Source organism: Pseudomonas sp. 9_2_1, assembly GCF_059295275.1.
On sequence record NZ_CM181239.1, the window covers coordinates 3756797 to 3777329 of the forward strand.

Annotated in this window: 12 protein-coding genes; 2 read left to right on the forward strand and 10 right to left on the reverse strand. The window is 64.8% G+C overall.

Annotated elements, in window-relative coordinates:
• Positions 1–80: 80 nt before the first annotated feature.
• Positions 81–4985: an NEL-type E3 ubiquitin ligase domain-containing protein gene (locus AC5O5I_RS16990; protein ID WP_494511206.1), complete on the forward strand. Its 4905-nt coding sequence runs from the start codon at positions 81–83 to the stop codon at positions 4983–4985.
• A 3-nt stretch (positions 4986–4988) separates the two neighbouring features.
• On the opposite strand, the gene AC5O5I_RS16995 is transcribed toward AC5O5I_RS16990, so the two are convergent.
• On the reverse strand, positions 4989–7460 hold the full coding sequence (locus AC5O5I_RS16995) for a UvrD-helicase domain-containing protein (RefSeq protein WP_494511207.1): 2472 nt from the start codon (positions 7458–7460) through the stop codon (positions 4989–4991).
• 220 nt (positions 7461–7680) lie between these two features.
• Between AC5O5I_RS16995 and AC5O5I_RS17000 the strand changes: the two genes are divergently transcribed.
• Positions 7681–8379 carry a pirin family protein gene (locus tag AC5O5I_RS17000; RefSeq protein ID WP_172285412.1) on the forward strand — a complete coding sequence of 233 codons (699 nt, stop codon included), beginning with the start codon at positions 7681–7683 and terminating at the stop codon, positions 8377–8379.
• A gap of 128 nt (positions 8380–8507) precedes the next feature.
• On the opposite strand, the gene AC5O5I_RS17005 is transcribed toward AC5O5I_RS17000, so the two are convergent.
• The 9 genes from AC5O5I_RS17005 to AC5O5I_RS17045 all read right to left on the reverse strand — a co-directional run bounded on the left by AC5O5I_RS17005 (position 8508) and on the right by AC5O5I_RS17045 (position 20527).
• Complete coding sequence (locus AC5O5I_RS17005; RefSeq protein WP_256676238.1) at positions 8508–9341, reverse strand: helix-turn-helix domain-containing protein; 834 nt, start codon at positions 9339–9341, stop codon at positions 8508–8510.
• 53 nt (positions 9342–9394) lie between these two features.
• Positions 9395–10807: an aminotransferase gene (locus AC5O5I_RS17010; RefSeq protein WP_494511208.1), complete on the reverse strand. Its 1413-nt coding sequence runs from the start codon at positions 10805–10807 to the stop codon at positions 9395–9397.
• Between the two features lie 34 nt (positions 10808–10841).
• Positions 10842–11945: a polyamine ABC transporter substrate-binding protein gene (locus AC5O5I_RS17015; protein WP_172285410.1), complete on the reverse strand. Its 1104-nt coding sequence runs from the start codon at positions 11943–11945 to the stop codon at positions 10842–10844.
• Between the two features lie 235 nt (positions 11946–12180).
• Entirely contained in the window at positions 12181–12882 is a 702-nt protein-coding gene (locus tag AC5O5I_RS17020; protein WP_172218824.1) for an NAD(P)H-dependent oxidoreductase, read from the reverse strand.
• 43 nt (positions 12883–12925) lie between these two features.
• A complete protein-coding gene (locus tag AC5O5I_RS17025; protein WP_172218826.1) occupies positions 12926–14338 on the reverse strand; it encodes an aldehyde dehydrogenase family protein in 1413 nt (470 codons plus the stop codon).
• Positions 14331–15521: a pyridoxal phosphate-dependent aminotransferase gene (locus AC5O5I_RS17030; RefSeq protein WP_494511209.1), complete on the reverse strand. Its 1191-nt coding sequence runs from the start codon at positions 15519–15521 to the stop codon at positions 14331–14333. Before AC5O5I_RS17030 ends, AC5O5I_RS17025 begins: the two co-directional genes overlap by 8 nt.
• A 24-nt stretch (positions 15522–15545) precedes the next feature.
• Positions 15546–16775, reverse strand: a complete 1230-nt coding sequence (alr, locus tag AC5O5I_RS17035; protein WP_172218830.1) for an alanine racemase — start codon at positions 16773–16775, stop codon at positions 15546–15548.
• A gap of 34 nt (positions 16776–16809) precedes the next feature.
• Positions 16810–18417 (reverse strand): 5-guanidino-2-oxopentanoate decarboxylase, encoded by a 1608-nt coding sequence (locus AC5O5I_RS17040; RefSeq protein ID WP_172218832.1) that lies wholly within the window; start codon positions 18415–18417, stop codon positions 16810–16812.
• Entirely contained in the window at positions 18410–20527 is a 2118-nt protein-coding gene (locus tag AC5O5I_RS17045; protein WP_494511210.1) for an acetate--CoA ligase family protein, read from the reverse strand. Before AC5O5I_RS17045 ends, AC5O5I_RS17040 begins: the two co-directional genes overlap by 8 nt.
• Positions 20528–20533: the final 6 nt, after the last annotated feature.

Genomic DNA, 20533 nt, shown 5'->3' on the forward strand with positions numbered 1-20533 from the left:
ACATCGTGGGCTAACTAACTACCGCCGCTTCACGCCTTGCCTGGCATGCAATGGCCCCTCACCCTGACAGGAGCCACACCATGACAGCCGCAACGCCCTACCACCTGCGCCAGATCGAACGCACATTGCCTTACTGGTCGCGGCACACGCCAAGCCCGCAGGTCAGCGCAATGCTGAACACCCTTCGCGCGGATTACCAACAAGCCAACGGCGAACCTTACCCCTGGTATGAGACCGCAACAGAAGCCCAACGTCAGGCGCTGCGCAGCGCTATCGCACAACGTGACAACAGCCGCAAAAGCTTGCACAAGACGCTCAAGGCGCTGAAAAGCATCCCTGACTTCTGCAAGCCATTGCTGGAACAACGGCTGGGCATCGCAGTACCGGTCGATAAGGCCGTGTATTTCTTCCAGCCGTTCAAACGCAGGCCGTTCCTCCCTACAGAGAGCGAGCCCGGGTTTGCCGCACCAGCCGAGCAGACACGCTACGCGTACGACCCCGATGGCAAGCCTCGCAAGGTGTCGTTGCTGGAAGCGGCCATGCACAACTTCACCGGTGATGATGAAGCGGGCCCCTACAGCCTGCTCCTTCACAGTAAAACCAGCACCAATCCGCTGACAGGCTGGACACCCGCCACCTTCATTCAAGCATGCCGTGAGCTGGACTTGGGCAAGCGATACCAGGACCATCTGGCCTCTATCCATGACGGCAGCCAGAAGGCCGAAATCGAGCAACAGTACATTCAGGCAAGCCGTGACGAACTGATGGTTCAGGCACAAATCGCGGTATTGCGTGGCAAGCTGAGCAGCGATGGTCTGCAGGCAGTGAACCGCCTGTGCGTGGCCGATACCATAATTGCCGAGGGTCAAGTACCAGTGAGATGCTGGCGGCTGGACCTGTTCCAGGTGCCTTTGCACGAGGTGCTGGTGATCGGCAGCACCGAGTCCTCGCGCATCGTCTACATCCCCGGCGCGCACGACAGCCCCGTCGCCGAGTACCCTTCCACCGGCGAGGCCGCCAAGGCGCTGACACGGCGAATGCAGGATCGGCGGCTACTGCAGACGATCATCCGTTTCGCACCTCAGTCGCTGCAAGGGCAACTGGCCAAGCGCCTGCACGAAAGCCTTTTCGATGAGCTGCTTCCCCCCAACCTGCCAGCCACGCTTCCCAAACCGTCTGCGCGCGTGCTGTACAAGGCCACCGAACTGCCACCTGCGCCCTGGGCCTATTTGTACCTCACTCATGCAAACAGGCTCAAAGCCGACGCCGCAACGCTCGTGGTACCCACTGCCCTGGTGGATGCCAACGCCCGCCTGGAACAGTTCGAGCATTGGCTGTCGGCAGGGCTGGATCTGGCCAATGTGGCGGCACTGTTCATACCAGGGCTCAATACCGTGATGCTGGCCGTTGGCGCCGCGCAGCTGATGCACAGCGTGTTTGCAGGTATCGAGGCATGGGAGGCCGATGACAAGGTGCAGGCCGCGGCGCAGCTCGAGTCGGTGCTGCTGAACCTCGCACTCATAGCGGCCACCGGTGCAGGCGCTGGACTGCTTGCACAGTCCCGTTTCGTCGACTCGCTGGTGCGCATCGAACATGAAGGCAGTGAACGCTTGTGGCAGCCAGCCCTGGATGCCTATGCCAGCGACGTACAACTGCCTGACACATTGGAGGCCAATGAGCAGGGCCAGTACGTTCACCAGCAGCGTCACTTCATCCGTCTGAATGGCAAATTGTTCGAGCAGGTACAGGACGCTTCAGGGCAATGGCGAATCAGCCACCCGACAGACCTCGAGGCCTATCGCCCAACCGTGCGGCATGTGGCTCAGGGTGCCTGGCGCACTATCGGTGAGCACCCTCTGGATTGGGATCGGGCGGAGCTGCTTCGGCGTATCGGCCCCAACGCAGAAGCCCTGAGTGACCTCGAACTGGATAAGGCGCTACGTTGCACTGGTTTCGATGAAGCGCAGCTGCGTCATGCCCATATCAATGAAGACGGCGTGCCACCGCTGTTGGTCGACGCCATCGAGCGGCTAGTCATCGACCAGGAGGCGGGTAATCTGATCACCCGCATACGCCACGGATTATCAGTACCAACAAACAAACAGTATGCGCTGAACAGCCTGGTCGAACTCCAGGGATGGCCCGCCGACCATGTGCTGAAAGTGTTCGATGGGCCGGAACCCTGGGGTAAATCGGTAACCTACGGCAAAGCCAGTCAGGCCTCGACCGTGGTGATAGAGGTGACCCGAAGCGACCTCGAGCTCGGCAGGCTGAGCCAGACCGTGCTGCAACAGATGGACGATCAGGCCGCCGGCACGCTACTGCGCGGCAACTATCTGCCATTCTCCCGCGCCGGTGCCCTTGATGCGCAACTCGCCGAACACCTCGAGGCAAGGCGTGGTGCTTTGTTCCAGGCACTGTATCAAAGCAGGCAGCCCGCGCTGCAGGAAGCTGCACAGGCATTGCACCGTCAGTTTTCCAGCCTGCCGAACCAGATGTTGAACGCTATCGTCAGCCGGGCAAGCGCAGCAGAACGGACGCGTATGCTGGGTGGCCGCGTGCCGTTACGTATCGCCGAAGAAGCACGCAGGCACCAGGCCCACCTGCGCCTGGACCGCGCCATGCTGGGCATGTACCGCGAAGGCCTGGCCAATGCCGACAGCGAGCGCTTGACTGCAGCGCTGCAGGCAGAGAACCCTGGCGCCAGCCCAATGTCATTGCTGGAAGCTGCACTCGCCGACCGTTCCCATGCCGGGCGACTGATTGGCCAGCAACCGGTACGCCCGGGCTATCGTTCGCCCTTGCGCCTTGCCGATGGCCGCTTGGGGTATCCCCTTAGCGGGCGGGGCAACTGGCGCGAATGGATCAGACGTGGCGGCAGGAGCAGCGAAGAGCGCCGCCTGCAAGAATTCTATCCCGCGCTGACCGGCGAACAGCGCCGCGCGTTGCTCGGCGAGTTACGCCAGCGTGGCAATGTCAGCGAACAACTTGGCCAGCTGCAACGCCAACGGCAAAGCCAGGAGCAGAACCTTCAGGAGTGGGCTGCAGCAGCCCACGGCGTGGAGCGTGAGAACCGCGAAGCCTTCGGCACGGTCATGCGCCATGCATCCCGGCGCGAAGGCGGCAACATGCTGATACTGGGCGGCCTTGCACTGCAAGACCTGCCCCAGCCGGTGGCAACGTTCGACCACATCCACACCCTGGTTATCGAGGACCTTGGGTTACGTTCACTCCCCTCCGGCTTTTTCGCGGCATTTCCACGATTGGAAAGCCTGCATGTGGCAGGCAACCCCAACCTGCCGGGCGATGCAGTGTTCACCGCGTTGCTGGGCGCGCCACGGTTACGGCGGCTGCTGGTGACCGGCAGCCCGCTGGGCGAACTGGGCGCGACCGCACATCAGGCACTGGGCAGGCTGACGCTGCTGAGCTCACTTTCCTTCAGGGGCACCCAACTGGCGATCACCGACGCCGACTTGCAGGTATTGACGCGCCTGCCCCTTCAAGAACTGAACCTCAGCGACAACAACATTACATTGGACGCTACAATGTCGGCCCGTTTCGACCAGATGCAGCATCTGCTCGGGCTGGACCTTTCCTACAACCCGCTCACGATTCCCCCGCGGCTGAGCAACCTGCATCGTCTGCGCACCCTCACGCTGACCGAGTGCAACCTGAGTGCCTGGCCCGCTGACCTCACTGCACTCATGAACCGTGACGACTACGCCTTGCGCGCCCTTGAACTCAGCAACAACAATATCCATGACCTGCCTGAGCTGCCCCAGATCCTCGACAGCGCCTACACCCAAAACCTGCTGACCCACCTGGATCACGAATGGGGTTTCCACTTCAACGACCTGGTACCTGAAACAGCGCACCCGTTGCAAACCAGCGGTGTAGCGGTGCTGGAGCACAGTGCTTTCGCTGCGCCCGACGATGCTGTGAACTGGCTTGCCGGTGCATCCGCAGCGCAGCAGGCATTGTGGGATGGCCTGTTCGAAAACGGTGCCAACCCGTCGCTACGTGAGGTGATCGCACGTGTCGGGATCTCTGCCCAAGCCCAGCACAACCCGCAAGTGCTGACAGCTCAGGTATGGCAGCTGCTGCAAGCGGCCGGCGAGGATCACGCTCTACTCGAACGCTTGAACGAGCGTGCCGGGGACTTTCCTGCCACCTGTGGCGACGCCGGCGCTGACGGGTTCAGCGCCTTGCAGGTCGAGGTGCTGGTCCACGAGGAAATTCAGCAAACAGAGATCCAGGGGCCGCGCCTGTTCCAGTTCTATCGCCAGCTATTCCGTCGCGATCAAGTCAATGCCCTGGCAGCACGTATCTACCTTGCGCGCCTGGAGCAGGCCAACGCAATTTCCCAGTGGGAAAGCGCACCTGTGGCAACAAGGCCAGCAGTTCGTCCCGAGTTCATTCCGGACCCGCTGGACGACTTCACTCATGATCAACTGCAGCAGGGCGGCCTGGACGACATCGAGATCCGCCTGGCGTTGCGCCAGGCACTCGCGCAACGCCTCGAGTTTCCAGAGCCCAGCCAGGACATGCTGTACTTCACGCACGCACAAATCTCCGACGCCACAGTCGACAATGTCGAAGCGGCAGTGGAAGCGCTGGACGACGACGCAGCCGCACGCCGAACCTGGATAGGCGCGCAGCCAGGCTGGCGACGCTTCATCAGGCAGCGCTTCAGCCAACGCTTCGCCTCGCTGGATGAGCCGTGGTACCGGGGCATGGACTATCTGCAGTACTGCCTCGATCCTGAAAGCGAAGCGGTAACGACGTTGGATGAGCCGGTACTCGCGGTGCTCAACAGCGTGCTCCCCGAGGCCATGCCGGACGAAACCGGCAGCCTGCCACGCGTGGACCTTGACAGCCGTCGATACAAGGCTGCGCTCGACAAGCTGGTCGACGGCCGCCAGGCGGAGGAAGACGCTCTGTACCAGCGCCTGACGGCCCAGCAGGACCCTAACGACCGGGACTGAGCCTCACTGGCCGCGCAAGTCTTCGAAGAAGGCCTGCCGGCCATCCACCTGGCTCGACGCACGAGGTGCGGCGGCCGCCTCGCCGTTGCCAGCCTCGACGTGCCAGTAGCACTGCCTGACCGCCCGCGTCACCGCCACATAGGCTAGGCGCTGCACCTCGTCCTTCTGCGCCGTGTCGAACGGCTGCGCATCTCCAGGCTTGCCCAGCCCGGCCTGGCGGTACACCTGGTTCTTGTAGGGCGAGCTGGTCAGGTACTGGCAGTCGCCCAGCATGAACACCGCATCGGCCTGCAACCCCTTGGCGCTGTGGTAAGTCAGTTGACGCAGTCGGCGCTGTTCGGCCGGCAATGCCGCCTCGGCATTCAACACTTCTTGCAGGTGATCGTTCATCAGCGCCCTGTCGCTGCCCTTGCGGTACAGCATCATCACTGTCTCGCCACGCTGGTAATGCTCCAGCAGTGTTTCACCCAGGGCGGCCTCGTCACGGTCGAACACCTTCACCGGCGAGCCTGGCAGTTCTGCCGCCGGGCCACTGGCCCGGGCTTTCTTGCCGGTGATCGCCGGCGTGCCCTTGACCAGGTGCTCGGCCGCATCAATCACTTGCTGCTGGCAACGGTAGTTCTCGACCATCATCACCCGCGTGTTGGCCGGTGACGGGAACGCCTTGGTGAACTCCATGAAGTACTTGGGCGAACTGCCGCGCCAGCCATAGATCGACTGCCAGTCGTCGCCCACGCACAGCAGCGACGAATGCTGGGCATGTCGACCGGTGTGCATCGCCGGGCCACGCCGACGGATTTCGGCGAGGCTGGCGCGCAGCCAGCTGACGATCTGCGGCGAGACGTCCTGAAACTCGTCGATCATCAGGTGCGCGAGCGGGCGCAGCAACGGGTCGGGAAGCAGGTGCAGGTTTTCCGGGTTGTTCTCGCCGAACAGGGCGAACATGCGGTTGTAGCTCATCACCGGCGGCGACTGGTCCAGCAGGTGCCCTTCCAGCGCTTTCCAGTACAAGGCCAGGGCTTCGAAGAACAGCGCATCGCTGTCGCCGGACGGAAAGCTCATTGCCGCCACGGCTGTGTTCACGTCCAGGCCCAGGTTTTCGATGAAGTTGGCCGCACCGACAAATGCATCGAGCAGTGGCGCAGGGGCCAGCTCGCCCTTGACCTTGTACTCGAAGCCAGGGCCTGCCACGGCATCGCCAGCCAGGGAAGCTGCCAGGCGCCGGGCCATGGCGTAGTTGTCGAGCCAGATCAGCGGCCGATCGCAGAACGCCTGCAGCAAGGTGCGCTTGACGGCCCATTCGGCGCGCACCGCAAGCTTGGCGCCAGGGCGCTGGTACTGCGCGCTCTCCGCCGGGTCGAAGCCCAGCACCACCAGGGGCCCGTCCCCGGCCAGCCGGCCATGCACATGGAAGCGGCTGCCACGGATCTCGACCGTTTCGCGGCTGGGCTCGATGCCCTTGATCGGCCAGGCGCCAGCGGCAAACCACAGGTCTTCGATGACGTCGCACAGTTCTTCGTCGCGCTGGGCAGCCAACTGGGTCACCTGCGCGCGCTTCTGCACGTCGGGGTTGTTGGGGTCCAGCGGCTTGAGCTGCAATGCCTCGCCGCGCAACAGGCCGACCAGCTCGGCGAAGCGCGGGCTTTCGCCCAGCAGGCTGCTGTAGCACTGGTTGAGCTGCTGGCGCTGGGCATCGTTCAGGCGCAGGTCGAACGGGTTGCTGTCGGCCTCGGCTTCGCGCCCGGCAGGCATCTCGTTGCCCAGCGTCTCGAACGCCCGCACCTGGCCAAAGCCAGGCAGGCTGCGCACCAGCGGCAGGATGCGCGAATGGAAGGTGCGCACCAGCTCGCGGGCCTGTACCGGCTGTACGTTGATCTGCCACAGGGCGAACACCTGCAACAGGCGCTTGATGAAGTCCTTGCGCGACTCGCGGGTGAAGGTGACCACGGTCATCGCATCCAGCTCGTAGCCCAGGTAATGGCGTAACATCAGGATGCGCAATACCAGCGAAGTCGACTTGCCGGCCCCGGCGCCGGCCACCACGCAGGTGGACGGCGTGTCGCTGAAAATCAGCTTCCATTGCGCCGCACTGGGTTGCACCTCGGCCGGCAGGCGCTGGGCGACATCAGCCTTGAAGCGCTTCTTCAGTTCGGCAGTCAACGGCAGGCGCCAGTCGTCGAAGAGGTTGTCGTCCTGGCCGGGTACCGCGGCGACATCGGGGCGGGTATCGCGGATCACCAGCACCTGGCGCCCGGCTTCATAACCCTCCAGGCGCCCGCGCTCGAAGCCTTCGTGCACGCCATCGGCGTGGCCACTGCGCTGACCGGTGGCATGGCCCAGGAACCAGGAGTCGCGGTGCTGCGCCTGCAGGCGGGTCAGTCCACGTCCCAACAAGCGCGCGGCCAGGCGGCGAAGCCAGGGCAATTGGGCGGGTGGGGCAAGGTCGGCGGGGGCCAGGGGTTGCTCGTGGGCCACGGTCACTCCGTTGAAAAAACAAAATCAGCGGGCATGTTCGCCGCATCGGTCAAAAATCGCCAGCGAATGCTTGCAGATCAGTGGATTAGGCGATGAAGCGGATAAACCGCGCGGCAAAAACAATCGATAGATCTGATCATTTTCAGCCGATATTTACGCTTATTTTCGATGTTTATTTCACGCATCATGGCGTCATTCCACTGATTCAAGGAGCACGACCATGCTGCAACTGCGACCGTTCGAAAGCCTCGGCCACGCCAACCACGGCTGGCTCGATGCCCACCACCATTTCTCGTTTGCCGAGTACTACGACCCGGCGCGCATGCACTGGGGCAACCTGCGGGTGTGGAACGACGACCTGATTGCCGCCGGCAGCGGTTTCCCGCCGCACCCGCACCGCGACATGGAAATCATCACCTATGTGCGTGAAGGCGCGATCACTCACCAGGACAGCCTGGGCAACAAAGGCCGTACCGAAGCCGGTGACGTGCAGGTAATGAGCGCCGGTAGCGGCATCGTGCACAGCGAGTACAACCTGGAAGACATCGACACCCGCATTTTCCAGATCTGGATCGTGCCGGAGCGCACCGGTGATGCACCGATCTGGGGTAGCCGGCCGTTCCCCAAAGGCGAGCGAGGCGAAGGCTTCGTCACCCTGGCCAGCGGCCGTGCCGGTGACGAGGACAGCCTGCAGATTCGCACCGATGCGCGCCTGGTGGCCGCCACCTTGCGTGCCGGTGAAACCGCCGAGTATCGCTTCGATGCTGCACGCCGGGGTTACCTGGTGCCAGCCAAGGGGCTGGTGGAAATAAACGGGCTGCGGGCCAAGGCACGCGATGGTGTGGCGATCGAGCAGGAGGAGGTACTGCGGGTAACCGCCATCGAGGATAGCGAGATAGTGCTGGTGGATGTGGCTTGAGGTCTGCTCCACGCACTCGATGCAGGCGCGGGTTTGCCCGCGCATGCTGTGCCGCCCGTAACGGTCTGCTCACGGGTGAACGCGCTCCTACAGGGCCTGAGTTGTACCTGAAATGAACGTATCAGCCTCTAGGTTGCGAGGTGATCGCCGCGCAACCAGTCGATAAACCGCGCAAACAACTCCGACTGCGAGTTGATCTCCAGCTTCAGGTACAGGTTCTTGCGGTGCATGCGCACCGTCTCCGGCGAGATACCCAGTTGCAGCGCCGTGGACTTCACCGAGTGCCCGCGCAAGATCATGTGCGCCACCTCGCGCTCGCGGTCGGTCAGCACCTGGCAGCCGAAGCTGTCGAACGCGGCCTGCAGGCTGCCGCGCTCGACCGATGGGTTGCCGGCTGCCAGGTTATGCCGGGCATAGCGCCCCAGCAGCTCGCGTACCATCGGCTCAACCGCTCGCAGCAGGTCGATCTGCGCTGCACCGAGGGGTGTGCCGCTGCACCCCTGGAACAGGCTCAGCGATAATTTGCGCCCGGCACTGACGTCGACAATGTAGTAACTGTCTTCGCTGCAGCCGGTGCCCAGGTAATAGGCCTTGTAGTAGTCGCTGTCGAAAAAGTTGTCGGGGGCGATTTCCTGCAGGTGGTAGAAACCCTCGGCCAGGCCGCTTTGCACCGCCAGGCAGAACGGGTCGAGCAGGTAACCGGCGCTGAAGTAGCGCTCCAGCACGGCGGCGCGGTGCAGTTCGGGGATGCCTTGCTGGTACAGCAACTGCGGCGCCCGCCCCTGGCATTCCAGGCTGATCATCATCGACTCGACCTGCACCAGCTGGCCGATGGCCGCAGCCACATGCGCCAGCGCATCGGGCGTTTCGCTGTGTGCCAGCGCGCGCTGCAATGCCGCATGCCATTGCTGCAGCGCGCCCAGGGTGAGGGTAAGCGGGGTGTCGGGGGTGGCCTGGGTCATGCCCGGCAGTCTAGCCTGCCAGGCACGCCCGCGCACAGCCCTGTGCGCCAGGTTCATCGGCCCTTGTACAGGCCAAGCGCGGTGAGTTCGCGCGCGGTTTCGATGATGCACTGGCGCAGGGTGTCGACGATCTCGTCCACCTGCGCATGGGTGATGATCAACGGCGGCGACATCACGTTCAGGTGCATGATCGGGCGCACCAGCAGTCCTCTGGCCTGGGCCTTGCTGTGAATGCGTTCGCCGATGTTCACATCATCGGCGAACAGCGCCTTGCTGGCCTTGTCGGCGACGAATTCGACGCAGGCCATCAGCTTCATGCAGCGCACATCGCCCACCAGCGGCAGCTCGCGCAGGCTCTGCAGGCGTTGTTCGAGGTATCCGCCAACATCCTTGACGTGATCGAGCAATTGCTCGCGCTCGATGATCTCGATGTTTTTCAGCGCCGCCGTGCAGCACACCGGGTGGCCACTGTAGGTGAAACCATGGGTGAAGCAGCGGCCCTTGCCCGGTTCGGCGATCACCTGCCAGATCCGCGCAGAGAAAATGCACGCGCCCAGCGGCAGGTAAGCGGAGGTCAGGCCCTTGGCGGTGGTGATGATGTCGGGGGTGACGCCGAACAGTTCCTCGCTGGCGAAAAACGTGCCCAGGCGCCCGAACGAGGTCACCACCTCGTCGGCGACAAACAGGATGTCGTAGGTCTGGCACAGCTGCCACATGCGCAGGAAGTAGCCCTGGGGCGGAATGATCACCCCGCCCGAGCCCATGATCGGTTCGGCGAAGAACGCTGCCACGTTATCGGCGCCCAGCGACAGGATCTTGTCCTCGAACTCGGCCACCAGAAAGTCGAGAAACTCGGCCTCGTCCATGTCGTGCGGGGCGCGGTACGGGTTGGGGTTGGAGACGTGGTGGATCAGGTCGTGATGATAGTCGAATTCCGCCACCCGGTCGGCGGCCTTGTTGCCGATCGACATGGTCAGGGTGGTGGAGCCGTGGTAGGCGTTGTAGCGGGCGATGATGTGCTTCTTGTGCGGTTTGCCGCGGCAGTTCTGGTAGTACTGGATCAGCCGGTAGGCGGTGTCGACCGCGGTCGAGCCGCCGGTGGTGAGGAACACATGGTCAAGGTCACCGGGGGCCAGCTGGGCAAGTTTCTGGCACAGCTCGATGGCGACGTCGTTGGCCATGTCCGAGAACGGGTTGGCATAGGCCAGCTGACGCACCTGGTCGGCGATGGCCAGGGCCATTTCCTCGCGACCCAGGCCGATGTTGGTGCACCACATGCCGCCCACGGCATCAAGGAAGCGGTTGCCGTGGGCGTCGCGGATGTAGGCGCCCTCGCCAGCAACGATGGTCAGCGCGCCTTGTTCGCGGTGCTCGTCGAACACGTGGTAGCCGTGCATGTAGTGGGCCTTGTCGGCTTCCACCAGCGGGTCGTGGGCAATGTTCAATGCTTTGCTTGGGGTGGCCATGGGCAGCTCCTTGGCGGGAATCGTTGGGCAGTGTTCAGAAACCGGTCTTGACCGTGCTCCAGACCCGGGTGATGGCACGCATGTCCTTGGGGCTCTGGGTTTTCTGTGCGAACAGCCGCTCGCGAGTGGGTGCGTCGGGGTAGATGGCCGGGTCCTGGCGGATCTCGTCACGCACCAGCGCGGTGGCGGCGGCGTTGCTGTTGGCGTAGTGGATGTAGTCGGTGACCTTGGCCATGGTCTGCGGTTGCAGCAGGAATTCGATGAAACGGTGGGCGTTGGCCGCGTGGGGTGCATCCTTGGGGATGTACAGGTTGTCGAACCAGATCAGCGAGCCTTCCTGGGGGATGAAGAACGACAGCTTGATATCCTTCTTCGCTTCCACGGCGCGGGCCTGGGCGGTGGCATAGTCGCCGGACCAGGTCAGCGCCAGGCAGACGTCGCCATTGGGCAGGCTGGTGAGGTAGTTGACCGAGTCGAACTTGCGAATGTATGGGCGGATGCCCAGCAGCAGCTTTTCGGCTGCCTTGAGGTCTGCCGGCGAGGCGCTGCGCGGATCCTTGCCGAGGTATTGCAGGGCCAGCGGGATGACTTCGGTGGGCGCATCCATCAAGGTGACGCCGCAGTCGGCAAAGCGTGAAACGATCTTGGGATCGAACAGCATGGCCAGCGAGCCGATGGGGGCATCGGGCATGCGTGCGGTGATCTTGTCGACGTTGTAGGTCACCCCCGAACTGCCCCAGGTGTAGGGCGCCGAGTATTTCAGGCCAGGGTCGTAGCCTTGCAGGTTGCTTACCACCTGCTCATCCAGGTTGTGCCAGCTGGGCAGTTGCTGCTTGTCCAGTGCCTGGAATACGCCAGCGCTGATCAGCGGTGGCACCAGCGAGGCGTTGAGCATGACCAGATCATAGCCGGAGCGGCCGGTAAGCAGTTTGGTCTGCACCGTTTCGTAGCCGTCGAAGGTGTCGTAGATAACCTTGATGCCGGTGGCCTTCTCGAAGTCGGCCAGGGTGGTTTCGCCGATGTAGTCGGTCCAGTTGTACAGCCGCAGCGTATTACCGTTGTCCACCTCTGCCGCCTGGGCCAGGCTGGCGCCAGACACCAGCAGCAGACCGCCAATCACCTTCAGTACCTTGCGCATGGCAACTCCATCGTGTGAGTGCTCCGGATCGAGCCGATGGATGCACTATCGAGGGATTTGCCCCAGCGGGACATACCCCGAATGTGTGGGTGGTCGTTTTCTGGCAGGTGAATTTTGGGTCAAGGCCACTGGCCCTATCGCCGGCAAGCCAGCTCCCACAGGACTGCATAGAGGCTTGAGGTCTATGCAGTCCCTGTGGGAGCTGGCTTGCCGGCGATAGGGCCAGTGCAGGAAATCACCCCAGTGGGTAAAGCGCCTCGTCGAACTGCGCCAGCCGCGGAAACACCAGCGGCTGGTCGTCCGACAGCTGCTCCAGACGCTGCCGGTACTGCTGCAAAAAGCCCTGCCGCGCTTGCTCGCTGATGTACGGCACATGCCAGGCCACGAACGGCGGCAGTACATCGAAGCCGACATAGGCCAGCGTGCCGCGCAATATCGGCCGCAGCATGTCTTCCAACGGCCCGTGGATCGCCCCTTCGCCAAACATGTGCTCACGGCCGCCCAGGGTCACGCTCACCAGCGCCTTCTTGCCCGCCAGGCCGCCCTGGTCGTAGAAGCGCTTGCCGCCGTAACACACCCCCGACACCAGCACCCGGTCGATCCAGCCCTTGAGCATGGCCGGTGCCGAGAACCAGAAAATCGGGAAATTCAGCACCAGCAGATCCGCCCACAACAGCTTGTCCAGCTCCTGCTGGATATCCGCGGCAATGGCGCCGCGCTTCACGCCCTGGCGCTGCTCCAGCGCATACACCAGGTATTCGGGGTTCTCGCGCTGGGTAAAGTCATCAGCGCTGGCCACCGGGTTCCAGCCCATGGCGTACAGGTCGCTGACCTGCACCTGATGGCCCTGGGCGCGGAAGGTATCCACGGCCTGGTCACGCAGGGCAGCGGTGAACGATTGCGGCTCGGGGTGAGCGTGGACGATCAGTACATTCACAAATATTCTCCTTACACGAAACAGGGTGTCTTGCAGCTGCGGTTCAGCACTGCACCGCCTTGACCTCGACAAACTCCGCCAGGCCTTCCTCGCCCCACTCACGGCCGTTGCCCGATTGCTTGTAGCCACCGAACGGCGCCTGGTAGTTGAACCCGCCACCGTTGATGAAGCACTGCCCGGCCCGGATCTGCCGGGCCAGAGCCAGGCCGTGCTCGCGGCTGCCGGCCCACACGGCGCTGGACAAGCCGAACGGCGAGTCATTGGCCAAGGCCAGCGCCTGGCGCTCGTCGGCATAGGGAATGAGGCACAGCACCGGGCCGAAGATTTCCTCCTGGGCGATGCGCATACGGTTGTCGACATCGGCGAACAACGTCGGTGCCACGTAGAACCCGCGCTCGAACCCGGCGCTGGCACCACCGCACAGCAAGCGTGCGCCCTCCTCCTGGCCCAGGCGGATATAGTCGAGCACCGTGCGCCGCTGGCCGGCGGAGCACATCGGCCCGAGGAAGCTGGCCGGGTCACGCGGGTCGCCCATCAGCAGCGCGCGAGTCTCGGCCTCGGCGATTTCCAGCGCTTCTGCATAGCGGCTGACCGGCAGCAGCATGCGCGTCAGGGCGGTGCAGGTCTGCCCCGAGTTGATCATCACGTCCTGCACCCCATGGCGCACCGCAGCGTGCAGGTCCGCATCGGCGGTAATCAGAAACGGCGACTTGCCGCCCAGCTCCAGGCACACCCGTTTAACCGACGGCGCGGCCGCCTGGGCCACCCGCACCCCGGCGCCGGTGGACCCGGTGAACGACACCATGTCCACCTGCGGGTGCCGGGCCAGCGCCTCGCCGACCTTGGCCCCCGGGCCGCTGACCAGGTTGAACACCCCGGCCGGCAGGCCGATGGCCTCGACCATCTCGGCCAGCACAAACGCATGCAGCGGTGTCTCCTGGCTGGGCTTGACCACCACCGTGCAACCGGCAGCCAAGGCCGGCGCCAGCTTGCCGATCAGCTGATGCAGCGGGTAGTTCCACGGGTTGATGAACGCGCACACGCCAACCGCCTCGCGGTACACCAGCGAGTTGCCGACTTCGCGCACTTCATCCATCAGCCCGGCCAGCTCGGCGTATTGTTCCAGGCCGGCGATCGGCCCCTCCACCTGCACCGCCTGGCACCACTGCACCGGCATGCCCAGTTCGTCGGTGATGACCGCAGCCATTTCCGCCGCGCGGCTTTTCAGCTGCGCGACCAGCGCCCGGATGTAACCGGCACGCACACCGGAAGGCGTGCGCGACCAGCCATCAAAAGCCCGCCGCGCTGCCGCCACTGCCCGCTCGACATCCGCCTCGGTGCCCAACGGTACCCGGCCGATGGCCTGTTCAGTGGCCGGGTCGATCACCTCGGCCATGCCCTGCCCGGCCGGTATTTGCCAGGCGCCATCGATGTACAGCCGCGCGTAGTCACGCATGGGCCTGCTCCTGCATCAGTTCGCGGGCACAGCGGGCGATGCGCTGGCAGGCGTCGGTCAGGGCCTCGGTGCCCAGTACCAGGCCCAGGCGTATATGCCCGGCGGCGCTCGGGCCGAAGGCCTCGCCAGCGAGTACCGACACTCCCTGGCTGCCCAGCAGGCGGTCGGCGAAGGCCTGCGCGCTGAGCCCGGTTTCGCGGATATCGACCATCACGAACATGCCGCCATCGGGTTTCAGGGCTTTGATTCCCGGGCAGCCAGCCAACTGCTCGCAGACCAGATCACGGCGCTGCCGATAGGCCTCGCGCATGGCGTCCAGCTCAGGCAGTTGCTGTTCCAGCGCCACCACGGCGGCGTCCTGGATAAAGTCCGGCGAGCCGTACAGCATGCACAGGGCGAGGTTTTCCAGGTGCGTGGCCAGTTCGGCAGAACCCACCACCCAGCCCACCCGCCAGCCGGTCATGGCATGCGACTTCGACAGGCTGTTGAGCGTGGCGGTACGCTCGGCCATGCCTGGCAAGCTGCCGGGGCTGATGTGCTCGCCTTGATACAGCAGCTCGCTGTAGACCTCGTCGGAAATCAACCACAGGTCATGGGCAATACACAATTCGGCCAAAGCCTCCCAGGTCGCCCGGGGCAGGCTCGCGCCTGAGGGGTTGTGCGGGCTGTTCAGGGCCAGGGCGCGGGTACGCGGGGTAATGCGCTCGGCCACATCGCGCGGGCACACACGAAAGCCGTTCTCCGGCTTGACCGGCACCGGCACCACCGTGGCGCCGCAAGCGCCGAACACCGCCTCGTAGGTCACGTACATCGGTTCGGCGACGATCACTTCGTCGCCGGCTTCCAGCACACATTGGGCCACGCAGTACAACGCGCACTGCGCCCCCGCCAGCACCGTCACCTGGTCGGCATCGACGGCCTGGCCGCTGCGCTGCCGGTGGCGGTTGGCGATGGCATGGCGCAGCGCCAGCTTGCCGCGTACATCGGCGTAGTGGGTATGGCCCGCGCGCAGGCTGTCGACGGCCGCCTCGACGATCGGCGCCGGGGTGTCGAAGTCCGGGTCCCCCACCGACAGCAGCAAGATGTCCTTGCCCTCGGCCTGCATGGCCAGGGCGCGGTAGTGGATGTCCCAGGCGGCAGCCCCGTCGCCGGCAATGCGTTGGGTAAGCTTGGCGTAGCGCATGGCAATCTCCCTTAAATGGCGGTTTCAGTCGACGAGGATCTTCGGGTTGGAACTGCCCCATACGGTGTACAGGTCGGCCAGCAGTGCGCCGTTGATTTCTTCCATCTCGGCCTGGGTAATTTCACCCCCGGCCTGCTTGCCGAACAGCACGGCTTCGTTGCCATCTTTCACGTCGGGGAAGTCGGTGACATCGACCATCAACGTGTTCATCGACACCTTGCCCACCACCGGCACCCGGTGGCCGTTGATCAGCACATGGCCTTTGTTGGTGAATGAACGGCGGTAGCCATCCGAGTAGCCGACGGTAATGTTGGCCAGGCGCGAATCGCGCGCCAGGGTCAGGGTGCGGTCGTAGCCGACGGTGTTGCCGGCCGGATAGCTGTGCACGGCGGCCACGTGCGATTTGAACTGCATCGCGCGCTTGTACTCGGTATGCGCCGGCACGGTATCGCCGAACAGGGCACCGCCGGTGCGGACCATGTCCAGGCGCGCTTGCGGCACCTCCAGGGTAGCGAACGAGTTGGCCGCGTGCAGGGTCAGCTGGCTGCGGTCGAGCCTGGCATGCTTGATCAGCCAGTCGGTCTGTTGGTTGAACGCCGCCAGGCCCTTGCGCACATCTTCCTTGTCTTCGACGGCAAAGTGGGTCATCAGCGCGACCAGTTTGAGGTGCTTCTGGTCGGTGATCTGCAGCGCCTCGCCACGCCCGGACCAGGTCGCCATCTCTACCCCGTTGCGGCTCATGCCGCTGGAGTTGAGCGCCATGTGGATACGCAGGATCTTGCCATGCCGCGCGGCGATCGCATCGGCCTGGCGGGCGAACTCGGCACTGCCGACCAGCTCTTCCATGTCGTACTGCAAGGCTTCTTCCAGCTCGCCGAGGCTGGCCAGGCGCACCCGCACCAGTTGCCCGGTGAAGCCGCTGGCGCGGACCACGCGGGCCTCCTCGTTGCTGGCCACGGCCACGCAAGGTACTCCCTGGGCGATGATCGACGGCATCACCAGGCCGATACCGTGGCCATAAGCATCGGCCTTGAGCACGGCACATAATCTGGACTTGCCGCCCAGCTCGGCCTGCAGGGTGCGGATGTTGTGTTGCAAGGCGCTGGCACTGACTTCGACCCAGGCGTTGCTGTTCTGCACGGTCATGGCGCTGGTGCCATTGTCCATTGATAGCGGCGGTGCAGCGTACAGCGGCGCCTGACCAGTGATCAGCAGGGCCAGGGAGGCGGCCAGAAGGGTACGGCGAAATGGCATGGTGTGTTCTCTTGTTATTGTCGTTGTGTGCGGCTTAGCAGACGCAGGTATGTTTGAGTTCGATAAAGGTCACCCCGGGGGTGGCGAAGCCACTGGCGAGGTCAGCCTGCAGGGCATCCAGGTCGCGTGGCTGGCGCACCGCACAGCCGAAGGCGCGGGCCAGGCCGATGAAGTCCGGGTTGCGCGGCAGCACGCCGACCGGCTCGATGTCCAGGCCGAGCATGTCGTCGCGGATCTGGCCGAGGGCGTCGTTGTTCCACAGCAGCACGACCAGCGGGCGATCCAGCTCTTCCACGGCAGTAGCGAGTTCCTGAGCGGTGTAGAGGAAACCACCGTCGCCCACCAGCACCAGGCCTGGGCGGTGATCTGTGGCGAACATGCCACCAATGCCGGCCGGCAAGCCGTAGCCGAGGGTGCCGTAGCCGGTGGGGTGCAGCCAACTGCGCGGCGCCCGGCTGGCGAAGGCATAGTTGCCGGTGTAGGCCAGCTGCGTCATGTCGCTGCTGATGAACGCGTTGTCGGGTAGCACGGCAGCAATGCGGTCGAGAATCGCCTGGTGCGTGGCCTGCAACGGCGCATGCCCATTGCGGATGGCCTGGCGCAAGTTGGCCACTGCTGCGCTGGCCTGGGCCGGGTCACGGTCGAGGTCTGGCAGCTGTTCGAGCAAGCCGGCCAGGGTTTGCCGGGCATCGCCGTGCAGGGCCATGGCACAGGGGTAGAAGTCGTTGAACTTGCGCGGGTCGATATCCACGCGCAGCAGTTCGCCAGTGAGCGGCAGGCGTTCGCGCCAGAAGTCGGTGTCGGCCATTTCGGTGCCCACGGCCAGCACCACGTCGGCCTGGCTGATCAGCTGCCAACCGGGCTCCACGCACAGGCTCGACCCGGCATTCAGCGGCGCATCCACTGGCAGCAGGCCCTTGCCGGCGACGCTGGTGAACAGCGGCGCCGCCAGCCGGGTACTGAGTTGCTGCAACTGCTCGGCGGCTTGCAATGCACCACCGCCGGCGATGATCATCGGCCGCTTGGCGGCTGCCAGCTTGCGCGCGGCCTGGTCAAGCAGCTCGCGGCATGGCTGACCCCGCCCAGGGCGGCGCACGACCTCGGCGCTCCAGTCGCGGCTGACCGGCGCCGCCAGCACGTCCAGCGGCACCGAAATATGCACCGGGCGTGGCCGCTCGCTGTCGAAAACCGCCCAGGCACGGGCGATCAGCTCGGGCAGGTCGTCGCCGCGCAGCGCCACGGCAGAAAACGCCGTGATCGGCGCAGTCATGGCGCGCTGGTCCTGGGTTTCGTGCAGGCAGCCCCAGCCCTTGCCCAGGCTGGCGGTGTGGTTGACGCTGGAAACCACCAGCATCGGGATCGAGTCGGCATAAGCCTGGCCGATAGCGGTGGCGGCGTTGGTCACGCCAGGGCCGGTGATGACAAAACACACCCCCGGCTTGCCACTGACGCGGGCATAACCGTCGGCCATGAAACCGGCACCCTGCTCGTGGCGGGTCAGTACATGGCGGATGCCACTGCCGGGCAGGCCGCGGTACAGCTCCAGGGTGTGCACCCCGGGGATGCCGAACACCGTTTCGACGCCGTAGTTGGCCAACAGGCGCACCAGCGCCTGGCCGGCGGTGAGGTTGTTGTCACTCATGTCGTTCTCCTTGCGCCTGGCCGAGGCGGATCAGCGCATCGACCGCGGTGGTGCCGTGGGCACCCACCATCAATGGGTTCACATCCAGTTCCAGCAGCTGCCCGGCGTTTTCGCAGGCGTAGTCGGCCACCGCACGAATGGCCGCCACCAGCCCATCGAGGTCGGCGGCCGGGCGGCCCCGAAAGCCTTGCAGCAGGCTGGCGCTGCGCAGGCTCAGCAGCGCCGCACGAATGGCGCTGTCGGTGGTGGGCAGCAACAGGTTGACACTGTCCTTGAGCAGTTCCACCAGCACGCCGCCGGCACCGATCACCAGGGCCAGGGCAAAGTCCGGCTCGCGCTTGATGCCGACGATCAACTCGGCCAGCGGCGGTGCGGCCATGGGTTCCAGTAATACCCGGTCGAACGCCACCTGCGGGGCGTAGGCGGCGATACGCTGGCGCATTTGCACCAGCGCGGCGTCGAGGGCGGCGGCATCGCGCAGGTTCAGGGCCACGGCACCGGCTTCGGTCTTGTGCGGCAACTGGGCGCTGACTGCCTTCAGTACCAGCGGGTAACCCACGCGAGCCGCGTCTGCCACAGCGCGCTCGGGGGTGCTCAGCACCCCGGCTGGTACCGGCAGGCCGAACGCGCGCAAGGCTTGCTTGGATTGCCATTCATCCAGCAGCTGACTTTCGCCCGCAAGCGCTTGCGGGCACAGCGGCAGCCGTACGGCCTCGCCCTGCTCCAGCAAGCGCTGGCGATTGCGCTGGTAGGCGACAATGCGGCCCCAGGCCGCCAAGCCATCCTCGACACCCTGCAATGCGGCGATACCCCGTGCATGCAGGCGCTGGCGGGCGCAGGCGGGCAACAGCTCGGGGAACGCCGAGGTGACGAAACCGACCTTGCCGTGGCGTTCCAGCGCATCGCAGTACAGCGCCAGCAGCAGGTCGCATTCCTTGCGTTCGCCGGTAAACGCCGCCGGGTAGTCCAGCACCAGCATGGCCGCGTCGGCCGCCCCGCTGAGGGTGCTGTCGAGCATGCGTTGCAGGGCCGCTGCATCGCCCCAGATGGCAGTGGTGAAGTCCAGCGGGTTGACCAGGTTGGCGTAGGCCGGCAGCACCTCGGCCAGTGCGCTGACCTGGGCGTGCTCCAGCTTGGGCAGGCTCAGCTGGTTGCGCTCGGCATAGTCGGCGATCAGGCCGGCATCACCACCCGAACAGGCCAGCGCGATCAGCTCGCCGTCGGCAGGCAAACGCCCGCAGGCGGCAGCCTTGAGGGTCTCGACAAAACTCACCGGGCCGCTCACGCGGATCACCCCCAGGCGCTGGAACAGGCTGTCGTACAGGGCATCGGAGCCGGACAGCGAGCTGGTATGGCTGAGCGCCAGTTCGGCGCCGATCTGCGACACCCCGGTCTTCAGGGCGATGATCGGCGTGCCCTGCAGCAACGCCTTGTGGGCGGCGCGGGCGAAACCCGGCACGTTCTTCAGGCCTTCCAGGTGCAGGCCGATGGCGGTCACACGGGGGTCATCGAGCAGCACGTCCATCAGCTCGGCCACGCCCAGCTGCGCCTGGTTGCCGACCGAGGCCATGTAGGCGACCGGCAGCGAGCGGTCGCTCATGGACAGGTTGTAGGCGAAGTTGCCGCTCTGGGTAAGGACCGCCACGCCCTTCTCCACCTGCTTGCCGCCATGGGCCACCGGCCACAGGGCGGCGCCGTGCAGGTAGTCAAGCAGGCCGTAGCAGTTGGGACCGAGCAAGGCCATGCTGCCAGCGGCATCGAGCAGGCGCTGCTGCAGCTGGCGGCCTTCTTCACCGCTTTCGGCAAAGCCCGAGGCATAGCAGATGGCGCCACCGGCCCCGCGTGCGGCCAGCTCGGCAACGCACTGCAGGGTCAGCTCACGGTTGGTGGCGATGAACACCGCGTCCGGGGCGCAGGGCAAATCGGCCACCCGTGCCACGCAGGGGATGCCTTCCAGGCTGTCATGCTGCGGGTTGACCAGCCACAGCTCGCCGCCAAAGCCGCCTTCGGCGCAGCGCTTGAGCGCCCGCGCCATGCTGCGCCCGCCAACGAACGCCAGGTGCCGAGGCGCCAGCAAGCGCTTGAGGTTGTCACGAATCGATTGCGACATAAGGCT